This is a genomic window from Mycobacterium sp. 1165196.3 (assembly GCF_001673415.1).
In the GTDB taxonomy this organism is placed as follows: domain Bacteria; phylum Actinomycetota; class Actinomycetes; order Mycobacteriales; family Mycobacteriaceae; genus Mycobacterium; species Mycobacterium europaeum_A.
The window spans coordinates 1-15,894 of the sequence record NZ_LZLU01000030.1 but is presented as its reverse complement, the minus strand read 5'-3'; the positions used below and the strand labels follow the sequence as shown (position 1 = coordinate 15,894).

Here is a 15,894-nt window from a genome sequence, read left to right as displayed (position 1 = left end):
AGTGACGTGTACCCCTCCAGGAACGGGTCCTCCGCCCGTCCCATGGCTTCCATCTGAAAGAAGTGGTCGGCCAGCGTGAACAGCGTCGCGCCGCCCTGCTCGGCCGCCTTGGCCGCCTCGGCCAGCGTCGGGCCCAGCCGGGCCGGGTCTCCCGGTAGGAAGTCGATGAAATGCAATCCCAATTCCATTGTTGCTCAGGTCCTTTCGCGTCCTCAATGCTCGGTCAAGCGCTCGAGCAGCGACAATGCGTCGACGATGACGCGCCGCTCGGCTTCGGTGTAGCGCTCGTGGATGGCGCGGGCCAACCACTCCTCGCGGGCGCGCCGGCCGCTTTCGGCACGCCGTTTGCCCGCCGGGGTCAGCGAAACCACCTGGCGCCTGCCGTCATTCGGATCCGGCTTGCGCTCGATGAGCCCGCGTTGGCCCAGGGCGGCCAGGATGGTGGCCATCGACTGCGGGCGCACCTGTTCGGCGCCGGCCAATACGCTGGCCGACGACGGGCCCTCTTTCCACAGCCGGGTGAGCACCGCGGTCTGTGACGGCGTCAGACCGTCGGTCGCGATGTCCTTCAGCCGGCGCCGTAACCGGCTGAACACCACCCTGATGTCCCGTGCCGCCGCTACCGCGGAGTCGCTGATGCCATCCACGCGACCACTCTATTTTAGACAGTCAAAACTGTCCAGTTTTGACTGTCTATTTCCGACCGAGCAGCTGCAGCGCGGCATCGACGGCCAACGCCGGCACGTTCAACGTCTTGGACCGCAGATCGTGGCGGGCGCTGGCGATCTCGACGACGGCGGTCGTGCCGGTGACCAGGGCGGCCGCGGCGCGCAGTTCGTCGGGCGTGCCGAACGGATCCGACGTGCCGTGCGTGAACACGGTCGGCACCGTGATATCGGGCAGGTGCTCGGTGCGCGCGCGTTCGGGTTTGCCCGGGGGATGGACCGGATAGGAGAACAGCGTCAAAACGTCCACCGCCGCCTCGCCGGCCGCGACGACCATGGACGTCTGCCGGCCGCCATAGGAATGGCCGCCGGCGATCAGCGGGCCGTCGGCCAGGCCGCGGCACACCGTGATGGCCTCGACGATGCCGGCCCGGTCGGCGGCGGCGGAACCCGACGGCGGCCCGGCGGGCCGGCGGCGCCGGTAGGGCAGGTTGTAGCGCACCGCCAGCCAGCCCCGTTGCGCCCACTCGTCGCAAACCTGCTGCAGCAGAACGGCATCCCGGTTGCCGCCGGCGCCGTGGGTCAGTACCACCACGCCCGTCGGCGGCCCCGTGGGCTCGTGCGCGACACCCGCGATCTCGTCGAGATTCATGCGATCACGACAGCCGAAACAGCGGGGAGACGGGGCCGTGCCCGTGGCCCAGTGGGTATGCGGCGCGCAGACATTCGGTCACCCAGCGCTTGCCGAACTCGACGGCGTCCGGCACGGTGAAGTTGTGCGCCAGCGCGCACGCCACGGCGCTGGCGAGCGTGTCGCCACCGCCGTGGTCGTTTCCCGTCGCGATCCGCTGGGCATCGAACTCGAAGAAATCGGCGCCGTCGTAGAGCAGGTCGCTGCTGCGCTCCGAGGACCGCAGGTGACCACCCTTCACCAGCACCCATTGCGGGCCCAGCGCATGCAGCGCCTTGGCCGCCGCCCGCTGCGACTCGGCGTCCACCACGTCGACGTCGACCAGCAGCCGCACCTCGTCGAGATTGGGTGTCACCAGCGTCGCCAACGGAAACAATTGGGTGCGAAGCGAATCCAGCGCCGCCGGCGCCATCAGCGCGTCGCCGTGCATCGACGCCGCCACCGGATCGACGACGAGCGGCACCGACAACCCCAGCCCGCGCCACGTGGTGGCCACGGTGTCGATGATTCGCGGCGACGCCAGCATCCCAGTCTTCGCGGACTGGATGCCGATGTCGCCGACGACGGCCTCGATCTGCCCGGCGACGACCTCGGCAGGAACCTCGTGAAAACTCCGCACGCCCAACGTGTTTTGGACGGTGACGGCGGTGACCGCGATGCACGCGTGCACACCCAGCAGCGCCATGGTGCGCATGTCGGCCTCGATGCCCGCGCCGCCCCCGGAGTCCGACCCGGCGATGGACAGCACCCGCCGCGGCGTCGTGCCGGGCGCGGGCAGCGGCAGGAACGTCACTGTGTCAGATTGCGGTGACCCGCCGCGCCCGGCTGCGCCGCGCTTGCGATCACCGCTGTCAGATGGCGGTGACCCGCCGCGCCCGGCTTCGCCCGATCGTGGCGACCCGCTGCGCCCGGCTTCGCCCGATGGTGGCGACCCGCTGCGCCCGGCTGCGCCGCGCTGGCGATCGCCACGGCCGCGCTTGCGATCACTGCTGTGCCAGCGGTAGATACACCCGGTTGCCCTGCTCGGCGAACTCGCGCGACTTCTCCGCCATGCCCTCGGACATGGCCGCCTCGATCGCTTCCTCGCTGTCGAGCCCGTGTTTGGCGGCGTAGTCGCGAACGTCCTGGGTGATGCGCATCGAGCAGAACTTCGGCCCGCACATGGAGCAGAAGTGCGCGGTCTTGGCCGGTTCGGCCGGCAGCGTCTCGTCGTGATACTCCCGCGCGGTGTCCGGGTCCAGCGACAGCGCGAACTGGTCGTTCCACCGGAACTCGAAGCGCGCCTGCGACAACGCGTTGTCACGCTCCTGCGCGTGCGGATGGCCCTTGGCCAGATCGCCTGCGTGCGCGGCGATCTTGTAGGCGATCACCCCGTCCTTGACGTCCTTGCGGTCCGGCAGCCCCAGGTGTTCCTTGGGGGTCACGTAACACAGCATCGCGGTGCCGGCCTGGGCGATGATGGCCGCGCCGATCGCCGAGGTGATGTGGTCGTAGGCCGGGGCGATATCGGTGGCCAGCGGGCCTAGCGTGTAGAACGGGGCCTCCTCGCACCACTCCTCTTCCAGCCGCACGTTCTCGACGATCTTGTGCATCGGGACGTGGCCCGGGCCCTCGATCATCACCTGCACGCCATGGGATTTCGCGATCTTGGTCAGCTCGCCCAGGGTGCGCAGCTCGGCGAACTGCGCGGCGTCGTTGGCGTCGGCGATCGAGCCCGGCCGCAGGCCGTCGCCCAGGGAGAAGGTGACGTCATAGCGGGCGAAGATCTCGCAGAGCTCGTCGAAGTTGGTGTACAGGAACGACTCCCGGTGATGCGCCAGGCACCATGCCGCCATGATCGAGCCGCCGCGCGACACGATGCCGGTGACCCGCTTGGCGGTCAGCGGCACGTAGCGCAGCAACACACCGGCGTGCACGGTCATGTAGTCCACGCCCTGCTCGCATTGCTCGATCACGGTGTCGCGGTAGAGCTCCCAGGTCAGTTCGGTCGGATCGCCCTTGGTCTTTTCCAGCGCCTGATAGATGGGCACGGTGCCGACCGGCACCGGCGAGTTGCGCAGAATCCACTCGCGGGTCTCGTGGATGTTCTTGCCGGTGGACAGGTCCATGATGGTGTCGGCGCCCCACCGGGTGGCCCACACCATCTTGTCGACCTCCTCGGCGATCGACGATGTCACCGCCGAGTTGCCGATGTTTGCGTTCACCTTGGTCGCAAACGCCTTGCCGATGATCATCGGCTCGATCTCGGGGTGGTTGTGGTTGGCCGGGATCACCGCGCGGCCCCGGGCGACCTCGTCGCGCACCAGCTCGGCGGGCATGCCCTCGCGCGCGGCGATGTAGGCCATCTCGGCGGTGATCTCGCCGGCGCGGGCGCGCTGCAGCTGCGTCCCGCGATCGCGGACCACGCCGGGCCGCGCCGGCAGTCCGGCCGTCAGATCGATCGTCGCCTCCGGATCGGTGTAGGGCCCCGAGGTGTCGTACAGGTCGAAGTCCTCGCCGTTGGACAGGTGCACCCGCCGCAGCGGTACCCGCAGCGTCACCCCACCCGGGCCCTCGATCTCGCGGTAGGCCTTGCTGCTGCCCCAGATGGGTCCGGTGGTGACGGCCGGCTCCACGCTGTGCGAGGCACTGCCCGACGCAATTCCGGAAAGGACATCAGTCATTTTTCATCTCCCTACGCCGGCATTACCCGGTCAGGTTCGTACGGTCGACGGCCCCGAGCCGTCCTCTCAGCGCACTCGGCGTGCGCTCCCGCGTCGTATGGATGGGTCCGCACGCGACGTTACCCCTACGGCCGACCGCACGGCAGGGTGTGACGGCCTTTTCACCCGGGGCAGTAGCCGAAGGCGTTCCCTTAGTGGAAAAATGCAACCGTGCAACAGCGCAGGCGAACAGGGGAATCGTCATCCGGCGCGGGCGACGTGCGATTTTCCGAGCCGACCGAGCCGGCCCCCGGATACCTGAACATCGGCGCCTTCCGCTTCTGGTTCGTGGGCCAGCGGTGGGAATGGTCCGACGAGGTGGCCAGGATGCACGGCTACCAGCCGGGTGAGGTCGAGCCGACGACCGAATTGCTGCTGTCGCACAAGCATCCCGACGACCGCGCGCATGTGCAGGAGTTGCTCGACCACGCCCTGCAATCCGAAGAGTCGTTCTCGAGCCGGCACCGGTTCATCGACACCGCCGGCGCGATGCACGATGCGATCGTCGTGGCCGACCGCATGCTGGACGAGTCGGGCGCCGTGCTGGGCACCGCGGGTTACTACATCGACCTCACCAACTCCTTCGACGAGGCCCGCCAGGAGGTGCTCGACACCGCGCTGCCCGACCTGTTCGAGAGCCGCGCGGCCATCGAACAGGCCAAGGGCGTCCTGATGTACGTCTACCGGGTCAGCGCCGAGCAGGCGTTCCGGGTGCTGCAGTGGCGCTCGCAGGAGACCAACGTGAAACTGCGGTCACTGGCCAGGCAGCTGCTCGCCGATATGGCCGCCCTGCCGGCACCGGCGGCGATTCTGCAGAGCCAGTTCGATCATTTGCTGCTGACCGCGCACGAGAGGATTCCGGCCGAGCCCGGCGGGTAACCGGCGAATCGATAAACGGGCAGTTCGGGTACGGGTTACTCTCGGGTCATCTGCGATGCGCGACCGCGCATCTGTGCCGCGTCGTCGGGCTTAGCGGCAGCAGATCCCAACGTTGGCTGCGGCGAAAGGCATGAAAGTTGTTGGCGGTCGGACACGAGGCCCACGACGACGTAGTGATCGTGAGCGTCAAAGGCGATGTCGACTCCAGTAACGTCGGTGAGCTTGCCGCTCACCTGACCACCGCGCTCGGGCTGGCCTCCACCCCGCCGGTGCGCCCGGTGGTGATCGACTTGCTGGCTGTCGATTTCTTCGGAAGCGCGGCGCTGAACGCGGTGCTCGACTGTCATGAGGACGCCAAAGCCGGCGGGACCGAGGTACGACTGGTCGCCGACCACGACCAGGTGCTGCGGCCGATCCAGGTCACCGAGTTGGACCGGGTGTTCGACATCTACCCCACCCTGTCCGCGGCGTTGCAGCGAAGACGCCAGCCATGAACTCGCGACTGCCGGCCGACCTGGCCGCTGCCGTTTCGTTGGGCGGTGAGATGGGCCGGCGGTTCGCCGAATACGACTGGGACGCTCATCCGCTGGGGCCGCCGCGAGACTGGTCCGGACAGATGCGGGCGGCGGTCGCCACGACGCTGGCGTCGCGGTTCCCGCTGGTGCTCTGGCTGGGCACCGAAGACTTGTTCGTGGTGTACAACGACGCCTACATCGAGATCCTCGGCGACAAGCTCGACTCGTTCGCCAAACCCGGCCGCGAGGTGTGGTGGGACATCTGGGATTCGATCGCCCCGATGCTCGCCGGCGTCGTCGCGACCGGGGAGGCGACCTGGTCGCGGGACCTGATGCTGCCCATGGTGACCGCCGGGCGGCGCGTCGAGCGGTACTTCACCTTCACCTACAGCCCGCTGATCGGCGCCGACGGCAAACCCTTCGGCATCTTCTGCCCCTCCTACGAGACCACCGAGCGGGTGCTGAGCGAGCGCCGCCTGCACCTGCTCAACACGGTCGCCTCCGCGATCGTCGAGAGCCGCAGCATCGACGACGCGGTCGGCGTCGCGGTGCGGGTGTGCGCCGGCCAACCGGCCGACCTGTCGTTCATCGCCGTGTACGCCGACGACGGCGCGACGGGAAGGGTCACGCTGCGCGGGGCTACGCCATCGGTGTCGGCGCTGCTGCCAGGCGAACTGGAGGAGCTGACCGACTGGGATGCGGCGTCGCGGACCCGGGCCGAGATGCAGGTGATCGGTGACGTCGCCGGCACGATCTCCGGCATCGAAGCGGCGCTGGGCGCCGACTGCCCGCAGGAAGCTCTGGTGTTACCGCTGGGGGAGGCCTCGCCCGCGGGGGCGCTGGTGGTCGGCGCCAGCCCGCGGCGCCCCTTGGACACCCAGTTTCAGGGGTTCTGCCAGCTGCTGGCCGACCAGTTGACGTCGACGTTCGCCTCGATCGTGTCCTACGAGCAAGAGCGGCACCGCGCGGATGCGTTGGCCGAACTGGACCGGGCCAAGACCGCGTTCCTGACCAACGTCAGCCACGAGTTTCGCACCCCACTGACCCTGCTGCTCGGACCGCTGGACGACGCGCTGTTGGACGCGGCGCCGGAAAGCGTTCTCGCGGAGCGACTTACCACCGCGGCGCGCAACGCGCGGCGTCTGCAGCGCCTGGTCGACTCGCTGCTCGACTTCTCCCGCATCGAGGCCGGCCGGGCCAACGCGAAGCTGGTGTGCACCGAGGTCGGCGCGCTCACCGCGCAGATCGCGTCGTCGTTCACCGAGCTGTGCCACCGGGCCGGGCTCGAGCTGAAGCTGGACTGCGCGCCGGCCCTGGCGGACGTCGATCCGGCGATGTGGGAGACGATCGTTCTCAACCTGCTGTCCAACGCGGTCAAATACACGCTGCGGGGCTCGATTTCGGTGCGGGTGCGAACCGAATCCGGGGACTGTGTGATCGCCGTGCGCGACACCGGAGTCGGCATCGGTGCCGAGGATCTCAAGCTGCTGTTCGAGCGCTTCTACCGGGCCGACAACGTGCGTGGGCGCAGCGTCGAGGGCACCGGGATCGGGTTGTCTCTGGTGCGCGGGCTGGTCGACCTGCACCGCGGCACGGTCGAGATCGACAGCGAGTTGGACCATGGCACCACCGTCACGATCCGGGTGCCGCGGTCGACCTCGGGTGCGGTCGTCGACCCGTCGCCTGCCGGGCCGAACGAGACCAATCCGTATGTCGCCGAGGCCAGTCAGTGGGTGATGCCCGTCGCCGAACCGGCCGCCACACCCGAGGCGACCCGCCAGGTGGTGCTGATCGCCGACGACAACGCCGACATGCGCGCCCACCTCGAGCGGGTGTTGTCGACCCACTGGGAGACGGTGTCGGTCGCGGATGGCGAGTCGGCGCTGGCCGCGACCCGCAACCTGCGTCCGGACGCGATCGTCACCGACGTGATGATGCCCGGACTCGACGGCTTCGGCTTCGTCGCCGCCGTTCGCGCGGACCCGGACTTGGCGCCGACGCCGATCCTCATGCTGTCCGCCCGGGCCGGCGCGGAGGCCGTCAGCGAGGGCTACGCCGGTGGCGCCGACGACTACCTGCCCAAGCCGTTCCGGTCCCAGGAGCTGATCGACCGGCTGGCGTCGAGGTTGTCCGCGGTGGGCCGCGAGCGTGACCGGCAACGCCGCGAGGCGCAGTCGCGGCTGGCCTCGGAGCTGGTGCACCTCGACTCGGCGCTGCAAGCCACCAGCTCGGCCGGCGGGATCATGGACGCCCTGCTGGGCTCCTCCTTCGGTTCCGGGGACGCCGGTGCCGTCGCGATCGGCGTCCTCGACGGCGAGGACTATCTGCGGTTCGAATACGCCGGTGACCTGCCCGCGGAGTTTCGGGACCGCTACCACGTCGTCGCCCTCGATGCTCCGCTGATCGGCGCGGACGTCGCGCGCACCGGCGAGCCGATGATCGTCACCGACACGTTCGATCTGCCCCCGCGCTACCAGCATGCCGTCCGGGACAGCGCGGCGAGCATCCGCGCCTGCGTGAGCCATCCGCTGCGCGACGGCTCTGGCCGCATCCTCGGGGTGCTGGCGCTGTTGTGGCCGCAGCCCCGGCAATTCGACGCCGCCGACCTCGACACCTTCGCCCGGATCGCCGAGTTGACGTCGGCGGCCCTGGACCGCGTGCGGCTGATGGCCCGCGAACACGAGATCGCCATCGACTTTCAGGAGCACCTGCTTGATCTGGACCGCGGCTCCACCGCCGCGGTTGTCGCGGCCGTCTACCAGCCGGCGGGGGAGGCGATGCGGGTCGGCGGCGACTGGTATTCGGTCACCCCGCTGGACCACTCCGGCCGGATCGCGATCTCGGTCGGCGACGTCGTCGGGCACGGGCTGGCCGCGGCGATCGTGATGAGCCGGTTGCGTGCCGCGGTCGCCGCCTCCGCGCTCACCGCGGGCGAGCCGGACGCGGTGCTCGGTTCGCTGGACCGATACGGCGCCAGCGTCGACGGCGCCCGGTGTGCGACGGTGGCCTACGCCCTGATCGACACCGACGGCCAGGGCGGTGGCGCCACCGTCAGCTACAGCTGCGCCGGGCATCCCTATCCGCTGCTGGTGCTGCCCGACGGGCGCGCGACCTTTCTGGAGTCGGGCCGGCGCGCCCCGGTGTCGGTGACCGGACGCGGAACCCACGACGCGACGAGCCGGCCGCCCAGCAACACCGCGACCGCGCAGCTGCCGCCCGGCGGGTTGATCCTGCTGTATACCGATGGACTGATGGAACGGCCCGGTGAAAGCCTCGACGACGGGTTCGCGCGCCTGCGGTCGGCGGCGGAGCAGTGCGCCGGCCTGCCGGTCGAGTCGGTCTGTGCGGAGCTGCTGTCGCGGATGGCCCCGCCGACGGGCTACCGCGACGACGTCGTGGTGCTCGCGCTGCGCCCGAGCCACCTCGCCGCGGGCAGCTTCGCCACCGTGCTGCCGGCCGCGCCGGCTCACATTCCCGTCGCGCGCGGACAGCTGCGCGATTGGCTGAACACCATCGTCGTCGCGCCGCACCGCGAAACCGACATCCTGTTGGCCACCGGCGAAGCGGTCACCAATGCGATCGAACACGGCAGCCGCAACGAGCCGCGCCAGACGGTGTCGATCGAGGCGTTCCTGTATCAGGACACGGTGGTGATCACCGTCAGCGACACCGGCCAGTGGAGCGGCGATTCGTCGGCCAGCCTGCGCAGCCGCCGACGCGGACGCGGGCTCACGCTGATGAGCGGACTGGCCGACGGCGTCGAGACGCTGCGGACCGCGGCCGGCACGCGGGTCACCCTGCGGTTCGACCGCGCGCTCGCGGGAAGCGCCGCGGCGAACCGGCCCGGCTAGGCCTCCTCCATCGCCTCGCCGAGCTCCTCCAAAAGCTTGTTGTGGTGGTTGGCGGCCAGGAAATGTCCGGCGGCGATGACCAGGGCCACCGGCCAGTCGATGAGTTCGAGGGCCGCCAGGGCCGCCAGCCCGCCGAAGTAGGCCAACTGCTCTGGCCTGGGGATTTCCACCTGGCCGATCGCCGGCAGATTCACCGCGAAAGTCTCACCCGCGCGGATCTTGTCCACCGCCTCGCGCTGGGACGTGCCGCGCCGCGACTTCTTTTCCGCCATCATTTGCCTTTCGGTAACGAAGGGTTTCCCATCTCGCTGGGTCGCGCGTCCACCGTCGGACTTATGTCGACGATGACCGGCACCGGGGGCGATCCGCTAGTTTCCTCGTTTGCTTCGGTGCTGAGGGTGCCACTAGTCGAACTCTATGCGCTGTTGTGGCGCGTCGGGGTGGTCGAGATTCGGCACAGCGACCGGGCGCCTCGACGCGGCGCGACGGCGCCATCCCGGCCGGTTCGGGGAGCCGGCTGTCCGGATCCCAGTGCGCACGAGCCAGAGCGCCTGGTGCGCTGGACGTCGCGGCAGTTGGCCCCGGCGGTGATCAGCCGGGCGATCGGCTGATCGGCGGGTCCGCCTAGTTGGTGCTGCGCAACCGCGTGGTGCCCGCCCGGCGTCCGGCCGTCTTCTTGGCCGTCGACTTGGTGGCCTTCGCGGGCGCGGTTTTCGTGGGGGCGGATTCCTGCGGCGTCGGTTTCGGCGGCGCCGCGTCCACTGGCACCGATTTCAGGTTCGCCTTGACCGCCCGGGTGTCGGGCTCCTGTTTGCGGCTCAACCGCTGCAACAGCAGAGCGCTGCCGCCGACCGCCAGCAGCAGCGGCCACTCGACCAATCCGGCGACGCCGAGTGCGCCGATGGCGAGCGCGGCCGCGGGCGCCGAGTGGCTGCCGCTGTTCATGCCGCGCTTGACGCCCTCGGCGGCGCCGGTGACGCCGCCGATGACTCCGTTGACCGCCGCACCGCCCACGGCACCGGCGGCCGCGGTCGTCGCGTTCGCCGCGCGGTTCACCGCCTGACTCACGCCTCGGACTGCTCCGCCGATGACACTCATGATGACTCCCTGGCTTTGATTGCTTCTGCAGCTAACCGGTGTCGGCAGCGGGTGGGTTCCCGCTGAAGGCAGCCTCAACAACAAAGCAATTTGGTTTTCACTTCTGGTGTTTAAAGCCTGCCACCAAGCTATCGCGCAGACAACGCGAAGCCGCATCAAATTTGCCTGAGCTTAATGTGATGTTGCCGCCGGCCGGTATCTGCGAGACGCGGCTAGTCGCGCCGCACGTCGACGAGGACCGGCGCATGATCGCTGGCCGCCTTGCCTTTGCGTTCGTCGCGGACGATCTGCGCGTCCGTCACGCGGGCGGCCAAAGCCGGCGAGCCGAGGATGAAATCGATGCGCATGCCCTGCCCCTTCGGGAACCGCAAGCGGGTGTAGTCCCAGTACGTGTAGACCCCCGGGCCCGGCGTGAAAGGGCGCACCACATCGGTGAATTGCGCCTCGACGATCGCGGCGAACGCGCGGCGCTCCGGCTCGGAGACATGCGTGGCGCCAGCGTAGAAATCCATGCTCCACACGTCATCGTCCTGCGGGGCGATGTTCCAGTCACCGGCCAGTGCGATCGCGGCGTTGGGATCGTCGCGCAACCAATCCGACGCCGAATCTCGCAGTGCGGCAAGCCATTCGAGTTTGTAGGTGTAGTGCGGGTCGCCCAGGGCGCGGCCGTTGGGAACGTAGAGGCTCCACATCCGCACGCCGCCGCACGTCGCCGCGAGGGCGCGGGCCTCCGCGGCCGCGGCGACTTCGGGCTTGCTGCTCCAGCTGGGTTGCCCGTCGAATCCGATCTGCACGTCGTCGAGACCGACGCGCGAGGCGATCGCCACGCCGTTCCATTGGTTGAATCCGACGTGGGCGACCTCGTAGCCGAGTTCGAAGAATGGCAGGGCGGGGAATTGGCTGTCGGAGCATTTGGTCTCCTGCATGGCCAGCACGTCGACGTCGGCGCGGGCCAGCCAGTCGATGACGCGCGGCAGCCGGGAGCGAATCGAATTCACGTTCCAGGTGGCGAGCCGCAGCGGCGGGTCGGGCATGCCTAGACGCTATCCCAGAGGCCCGGGCGCACCGGGACGTAGCGGCGGCGGTGGTGCAGCCGGAAACCCGGCGCCGCGGCGGGCGTGCGCTCGCCGGTGTCGGGCACCCGCAGGTAGCCGCGCGTCGCACCGCGATCGGCGCCCCACGCCAACAGCGTCTCGCACAATCGCACCGCCGCCTGATCGTCGGCGCCGGCCGGGCAGCCCACTTCCGAGATGCCCACCCACCGGGCGCCATCGGGTGCCTCGGTCACCGCGGCGCGCGCGACGGCTCCGTCGCGATGCGTGCCGAACACGAGCTCGCCGTCGATGACGGCGGTCAGCACGTCGACGGGAATGTCGCCGTCGTGGATGCGCAGCCACCCGTCGTCGGGGACCGGCGCCAACGTGACCGACGGGTCGGCGTCCTGGACGGCCACATCGGAAAGGTCCTGCACGACAAGCCGTTCCGTGCGCTCGTCGATCAGCGCGGGTGGCGCCAGCATCCGGTCGGGCAGGGCCAACCGCGGCATCAGGCCGCGGCGCTCGTACCAGTCGACGATGGCGGGGACGGTGCTCGCCTGGGCGGAAATGCCCAGTGGCACAGCGGAATTAGCGGCCAGATCGACGCCGTGGCCGGCTCGCAGCAGCCAGCCGTCCAGCCAGGTGTGCTCCGCGCCCGGCCAGGCCGCGGCGGCGGCGTGCTCGAGCGCGCGGATCTCGGAGGTGCGGATGGGGGTGTCGGTGAGCACCCGCAACGCCACCGCCTCGGACGCCGCGAACTCGACGACCGCGCCGGTCTTCGTCCGCACCCGCACCATCGGTTCGACCGCCAGCAGGTGGCCCACCGCATCGGTCAGCGGCGGCACCGAACCGGCCGGGCGCCGGTAGCGCACCGATACCCGGGTGCCGAGGTCGGGCCACGAGAACATCAGTGACCGAACGGGTCCGGTCCCTCCCCGGGCATCCAGGAGAGGCCGGGAACGCCCCAATCGTGGGATTTGACGGCCCGTTTCGCGGCGCGCGCGTGCCGGCCGATCAGGCGGTCCAGGTAGAGGAAACCATCGAGGTGCCCGGTCTCGTGCTGCAGCATCCGCGCGAACAGGTCGTTGCCTTCGAGGGCGATCGGCGTGCCGTCGGCGTCGAGCCCGGTGACGCGCGCCCACTTGGCGCGCCCGGTGGGGAACGACTCGCCGGGCACCGACAGGCAGCCCTCGTCGTCGTTGTCCGGATCGGGCATGGTCTCGGGTATCTCGGAGGTTTCCAGGACGGGGTTGACGACGACACCGCGCCGCCGGTCGGTGCGGCCGCGATCGTCGGCGCAGTCGTAGACGAAGACCCGCAAGCCGACCCCGATCTGGTTGGCGGCCAAGCCCACCCCGTGCGCGGCGTCCATGGTGTCGTACAGGTTGGTGATCAACTCGGCCAGATCCGCCGGCAGCGAACCGTCGGCAGCGACCGGCACCGGCTGTGTCGGGGTGTGCAGGACGGGATCTCCCACGATGCGGATCGGAACGACTGCCATGGTCGGCTAAGCTACCGCACGCCCGTGGGCTGCCCGGCCGGCGATCGGCGTCTGGGCAATCTTGGTCAATCGGCCGACTCGCGGGTCTGGATGACGGCTTGAGGGTTTGGCGCGTGTTTCAATATTCGCCGAAACACGCCCTTAGCTAAGTCAAGTCATTCGAGCAGTTCGGAATTCGCCGGAAGGGTCCAGGGGAAGCGATATGGACAGCGCCATGGCGCGGGCAAATCGATCGGGGGACGACTCTGAGATCGCAGATGGGCTGACCCGCCGCGAGCACGACATCCTGGCCTTCGAGCGCCAGTGGTGGAAGTTCGCCGGCGTGAAGGAAGACGCCATCAAGGAGTTGTTCTCGATGTCGGCGACGCGTTACTACCAGGTGCTCAACGCGCTCGTCGATCGGCCCGAGGCCCTGGCCGCCGACCCGATGCTGGTGAAACGGCTGCGCAGGCTGCGCGCCAGCAGGCAGAAGGCGCGCGCGGCGCGGCGCCTCGGCTTCGAGGTGACCTGACTCGTTACAGTAGGGCTCGATGAAAGAACGAGTTCCCGACTCCACCGGGCTGCCCCTGCGGGCCATGGTGATGGTGCTGTTGTTCCTCGGCGTCATTTTCCTGCTGCTCGGTTGGCAGGCTCTGGGTTCGTCCGGGAGCTCTGACGACGATTCGGCGTCGCCGGCGTCCAGCGCGAGCGCCAGCAGCTCCGCGTCCGCATCGCCGACCAACAAACCGGCGAGCACGCAGGCCGACGTGCAGGTGTACAACATCTCCGGGAAAGAGGGCGTCGCCAAGCGCACCGGGGACCAGTTGACGTCCGCCGGCTTCAAAGTCACCAAGGTCGACAACATGACCGTGCCCGACGTCTCGGCCACCACGGTCTACTACACCGACGCCGGCGACGAGCACGCCACCGCCGACGCGGTGGCCAAAAACCTGGGCGGTGCACCGGTCGAACAGCGAATCCCCGCACTCAGCGGCGAGCCGCCGGGCGTCATCGTCCTCGTCGCGGGCTAGATAGGCGATAGGCTGCTGGCTATGCCCAAGCTGCGCGCATTGGTACTGGCCGGTTGTGTCGTGCTGTTAGGCGCCTGCTCGTCGCCCCAGCAGGCTTCGTCGGTTCCGGGCACCACCCCCGCGATCTGGACCGGATCGCCCTCGCCGTCGGGCGCCAAGGCCTCCGAGCCCGGGCCCGCGGCGGCGCCGAGCATCATCACGCACCTGAAGGCGCCGGACGGCACCCAGGTGGCCACCGCGACGTTCGAATTCAACAACGGCTATGCCACCGTCACCATCGAGACGACCGCCAACGGTGTGCTCGCGCCCGGCTTCCACGATGTGCACATCCACAAGGTCGGCAAGTGTGAGCCCAACTCGGTCGCCCCGACCGGCGGCGCGCCGGGCGACTTCCTGTCCGCCGGCGACCACTTCCAGGCGCCCGGGCACACCGCCGAGCCCGCCAGCGGGGCCCTGCCCACCCTGCAGGTGCGCAAGGACGGCTCCGGAACGTTGGTCACCACCACGGACGCCTTCGCCATGGACGACCTGCTCACCGGGCAGAAGACAGCGATCATCATTCACGCCGGTGCGGCCAACTCCGCCAACGCCCCATCCGGGCACAACAATCAGACCAGCGGCACGCCGGGCCCGGACGACATGACGATGAGCACCGGTGACGCCGGCAAGCGGGTGGCGTGCGGTGTCATCGGTGCAGGCTAAGCGGGCCGACACCCGCATCGACTTCGCCCGTTCCCCGCGGCCGACCCTCGGGGTGGAATGGGAGTTCGCCCTCGTCGACGCCCACACCCGCGACCTGAGCAACGAAGCCACCGCCGTGATCGCCGAGATCGGCGAAAATCCGCGCGTACACAAGGAATTGCTGCGCAACACCGTCGAAGTGGTGACCGGCATCTGCCACTCCGCGGGCGAGGCGATGGAGGATCTGCGACAGACCCTGGGACCCGCGCGCCGCATCGTGCGGGATCGCGGCATGGAGCTGTTCTGTGCCGGAGCACATCCGTTCGCGCAGTGGACCTCTCAGAAACTCACCGACGCCCCGCGTTATGCCGAACTGATCAAGCGCACCCAGTGGTGGGGACGGCAGATGCTGATCTGGGGCGTGCACGTGCACGTCGGCCTGTCCTCGCCGAACAAGGTGATGCCGATCATGACGTCACTGCTCAACTACTACCCGCACCTGCTGGCGCTGTCGGCGTCCTCGCCGTGGTGGGCGGGCGTGGACACCGGCTACGCGAGCAACCGGGCGATGATGTTTCAGCAACTGCCCACCGCCGGGCTGCCGTTCCAATTCCAGACCTGGGCGGAGTTCGAACGCTTCGTCTACGACCAGAAGAAGACCGGCATCATCGACCACGTCGACGAAGTCCGTTGGGACATCAGGCCTTCACCACACCTGGGCACGCTCGAGATGCGGATCTGCGACGGCGTGTCCAATCTGCGCGAGCTGGGCGCGCTGGTCGCGTTGACCCATTGCCTGGTGGTCGATCTGGACCGCCGACTGGAAGCCGACGAGTCGCTGCCGAGCATGCCGCCCTGGCATAACCAGGAGAACAAGTGGCGCGCCGCGCGCTACGGACTGGACGCGGTGATCATCCTGGACGCCGACAGCAACGAGCGATTGGTCACCGAGGATCTCGACGAGGTGCTGAACCGGTTGGAGCCGGTGGCCAAAAGGTTGAACTGCGTCGACGAGCTGGCCGCGGTCGCCGACATACCCCGCCACGGGGCCTCCTACCAACGGCAGCGCCGGGTGGCCGAAGAACATGACGGCGACCTGCGCGCGGTCGTCGATGCGCTGGTGGCCGAACTGGAAATCTGATGACGGAATCCCTTGAGCTGGCAATGTTTCCGCTGGAATCGGCGCTGCTGCCGGACCAGGACCTGCCGTTGCGGATCTTCGAGCCACGCTACGGCGCGCTGGTGCGCCACTGCACCGACACCG

At 69.1% G+C, this 15,894-nt stretch carries 17 protein-coding genes, 2 pseudogenes and 1 riboswitch; of the genes and pseudogenes, 9 read left to right on the top strand and 10 right to left on the bottom strand.

The window, feature by feature from the left end:
* The 5 genes and pseudogenes from A5659_RS03460 to thiC form a co-directional block, all read right to left on the bottom strand.
* A pseudogene (locus tag A5659_RS03460) lies at positions 1-188 on the bottom strand (LLM class F420-dependent oxidoreductase); the annotation flags it as partial.
* 24 nt (positions 189-212) lie between these two features.
* Entirely contained in the window at positions 213-647 is a 435-nt protein-coding gene (locus A5659_RS03455; protein WP_066872451.1) for a MarR family winged helix-turn-helix transcriptional regulator, read from the bottom strand.
* 46 nt (positions 648-693) lie between these two features.
* The gene (locus tag A5659_RS03450) at positions 694-1,317 is read right to left on the bottom strand and encodes an alpha/beta family hydrolase (protein ID WP_066872453.1); all 624 of its coding nucleotides are present in this window, start codon (positions 1,315-1,317) and stop codon (positions 694-696) included.
* A 4-nt stretch (positions 1,318-1,321) separates the two neighbouring features.
* Positions 1,322-2,149: a bifunctional hydroxymethylpyrimidine kinase/phosphomethylpyrimidine kinase gene (thiD, locus tag A5659_RS03445; RefSeq protein WP_066872456.1), complete on the bottom strand. Its 828-nt coding sequence runs from the start codon at positions 2,147-2,149 to the stop codon at positions 1,322-1,324.
* A gap of 190 nt (positions 2,150-2,339) precedes the next feature.
* On the bottom strand, positions 2,340-4,019 hold the full coding sequence (gene thiC, locus A5659_RS03440) for a phosphomethylpyrimidine synthase ThiC (RefSeq protein WP_066872459.1): 1,680 nt from the start codon (positions 4,017-4,019) through the stop codon (positions 2,340-2,342).
* Positions 4,011-4,121, bottom strand: a riboswitch (TPP riboswitch). Its footprint overlaps the gene before it by 9 nt.
* A 156-nt stretch (positions 4,122-4,277) precedes the next feature.
* Between thiC and A5659_RS03435 the strand changes: the two genes are divergently transcribed.
* From A5659_RS03435 to A5659_RS03425, 3 genes are all read left to right on the top strand, one after another.
* Complete coding sequence (locus A5659_RS03435; protein WP_066872462.1) at positions 4,278-4,937, top strand: PAS and ANTAR domain-containing protein; 660 nt, start codon at positions 4,278-4,280, stop codon at positions 4,935-4,937.
* 137 nt (positions 4,938-5,074) lie between these two features.
* Complete coding sequence (locus tag A5659_RS03430) at positions 5,075-5,431, top strand: STAS domain-containing protein (RefSeq protein ID WP_066872465.1); 357 nt, start codon at positions 5,075-5,077, stop codon at positions 5,429-5,431.
* Entirely contained in the window at positions 5,428-9,303 is a 3,876-nt protein-coding gene (locus A5659_RS03425; protein WP_067179313.1) for a SpoIIE family protein phosphatase, read from the top strand. Before A5659_RS03430 ends, A5659_RS03425 begins: the two co-directional genes overlap by 4 nt.
* Here the strand turns inward: A5659_RS03425 and A5659_RS03420 are convergent.
* Positions 9,300-9,575 carry a hypothetical protein gene (locus tag A5659_RS03420; protein ID WP_156748795.1) on the bottom strand — a complete coding sequence of 92 codons (276 nt, stop codon included), beginning with the start codon at positions 9,573-9,575 and terminating at the stop codon, positions 9,300-9,302. The genes A5659_RS03425 and A5659_RS03420 overlap by 4 nt on opposite strands.
* Before the next feature lie 63 nt (positions 9,576-9,638).
* Between A5659_RS03420 and A5659_RS28905 the strand changes: the two genes are divergently transcribed.
* Positions 9,639-9,914, top strand: a complete 276-nt coding sequence (locus A5659_RS28905) for an Rv1535 domain-containing protein (RefSeq protein ID WP_369829353.1) — start codon at positions 9,639-9,641, stop codon at positions 9,912-9,914.
* Positions 9,915-9,927: 13 nt separating this feature from the next.
* Here A5659_RS28905 and A5659_RS03410 read toward each other — a convergent pair whose 3' ends face one another.
* The 4 genes from A5659_RS03410 to A5659_RS03395 all read right to left on the bottom strand — a co-directional run bounded on the left by A5659_RS03410 (position 9,928) and on the right by A5659_RS03395 (position 12,939).
* Complete coding sequence (locus A5659_RS03410) at positions 9,928-10,401, bottom strand: hypothetical protein (RefSeq protein ID WP_066872473.1); 474 nt, start codon at positions 10,399-10,401, stop codon at positions 9,928-9,930.
* 212 nt (positions 10,402-10,613) lie between these two features.
* Positions 10,614-11,420, bottom strand: coding sequence for an exodeoxyribonuclease III (locus tag A5659_RS03405; RefSeq protein WP_156748791.1), 807 nt, complete (start codon positions 11,418-11,420; stop codon positions 10,614-10,616).
* A 17-nt stretch (positions 11,421-11,437) separates the two neighbouring features.
* Positions 11,438-12,346, bottom strand: coding sequence for a GCN5 family acetyltransferase (locus A5659_RS03400; protein ID WP_066872478.1), 909 nt, complete (start codon positions 12,344-12,346; stop codon positions 11,438-11,440).
* Positions 12,346-12,939, bottom strand: coding sequence for a peptide deformylase (locus tag A5659_RS03395; RefSeq protein WP_066872480.1), 594 nt, complete (start codon positions 12,937-12,939; stop codon positions 12,346-12,348). Before A5659_RS03395 ends, A5659_RS03400 begins: the two co-directional genes overlap by 1 nt.
* Before the next feature lie 202 nt (positions 12,940-13,141).
* On the opposite strand from A5659_RS03395, the gene A5659_RS03390 reads away from it, so the two are divergent.
* From A5659_RS03390 to A5659_RS03370, 5 genes and pseudogenes are all read left to right on the top strand, one after another.
* Positions 13,142-13,450: a DUF3263 domain-containing protein gene (locus A5659_RS03390; RefSeq protein ID WP_007768412.1), complete on the top strand. Its 309-nt coding sequence runs from the start codon at positions 13,142-13,144 to the stop codon at positions 13,448-13,450.
* Positions 13,451-13,469: 19 nt separating this feature from the next.
* The gene (locus A5659_RS03385; RefSeq protein WP_066872485.1) at positions 13,470-13,949 is read left to right on the top strand and encodes a LytR C-terminal domain-containing protein; all 480 of its coding nucleotides are present in this window, start codon (positions 13,470-13,472) and stop codon (positions 13,947-13,949) included.
* Positions 13,950-13,970: 21 nt separating this feature from the next.
* Positions 13,971-14,651, top strand: a complete 681-nt coding sequence (locus A5659_RS03380) for a superoxide dismutase family protein (protein ID WP_066872488.1) — start codon at positions 13,971-13,973, stop codon at positions 14,649-14,651.
* Positions 14,632-15,771 carry a glutamate--cysteine ligase gene (locus tag A5659_RS03375; RefSeq protein WP_369806969.1) on the top strand — a complete coding sequence of 380 codons (1,140 nt, stop codon included), beginning with the start codon at positions 14,632-14,634 and terminating at the stop codon, positions 15,769-15,771. Before A5659_RS03380 ends, A5659_RS03375 begins: the two co-directional genes overlap by 20 nt.
* A pseudogene (locus A5659_RS03370) lies at positions 15,771-15,894 on the top strand (ATP-dependent protease); the annotation flags it as partial. The gene A5659_RS03375 and the pseudogene A5659_RS03370, both read left to right, overlap by 1 nt.

Bases quoted from the DNA above. Each gene is read 5' to 3' on its own strand.
- A5659_RS03410 (WP_066872473.1), bottom strand. From the start codon at position 10,401: ATGAGTGTCATCGGCGGAGCAGTCCGAGGCGTGAGTCAGGCGGTGAAC.
- A5659_RS03385 (WP_066872485.1), top strand. From the start codon at position 13,470: ATGAAAGAACGAGTTCCCGACTCCACCGGGCTGCCCCTGCGGGCCATG.
- A5659_RS03395 (WP_066872480.1), bottom strand. From the start codon at position 12,939: ATGGCAGTCGTTCCGATCCGCATCGTGGGAGATCCCGTCCTGCACACC.
- A5659_RS28905 (WP_369829353.1), top strand. From the start codon at position 9,639: ATGTCGACGATGACCGGCACCGGGGGCGATCCGCTAGTTTCCTCGTTT.
- A5659_RS03390 (WP_007768412.1), top strand. From the start codon at position 13,142: ATGGACAGCGCCATGGCGCGGGCAAATCGATCGGGGGACGACTCTGAG.
- A5659_RS03380 (WP_066872488.1), top strand. From the start codon at position 13,971: ATGCCCAAGCTGCGCGCATTGGTACTGGCCGGTTGTGTCGTGCTGTTA.
- A5659_RS03400 (WP_066872478.1), bottom strand. From the start codon at position 12,346: ATGTTCTCGTGGCCCGACCTCGGCACCCGGGTATCGGTGCGCTACCGG.
- A5659_RS03425 (WP_067179313.1), top strand. From the start codon at position 5,428: ATGAACTCGCGACTGCCGGCCGACCTGGCCGCTGCCGTTTCGTTGGGC.
- thiC (WP_066872459.1), bottom strand. From the start codon at position 4,019: ATGACTGATGTCCTTTCCGGAATTGCGTCGGGCAGTGCCTCGCACAGC.
- A5659_RS03450 (WP_066872453.1), bottom strand. From the start codon at position 1,317: ATGAATCTCGACGAGATCGCGGGTGTCGCGCACGAGCCCACGGGGCCG.
- A5659_RS03420 (WP_156748795.1), bottom strand. From the start codon at position 9,575: ATGGCGGAAAAGAAGTCGCGGCGCGGCACGTCCCAGCGCGAGGCGGTG.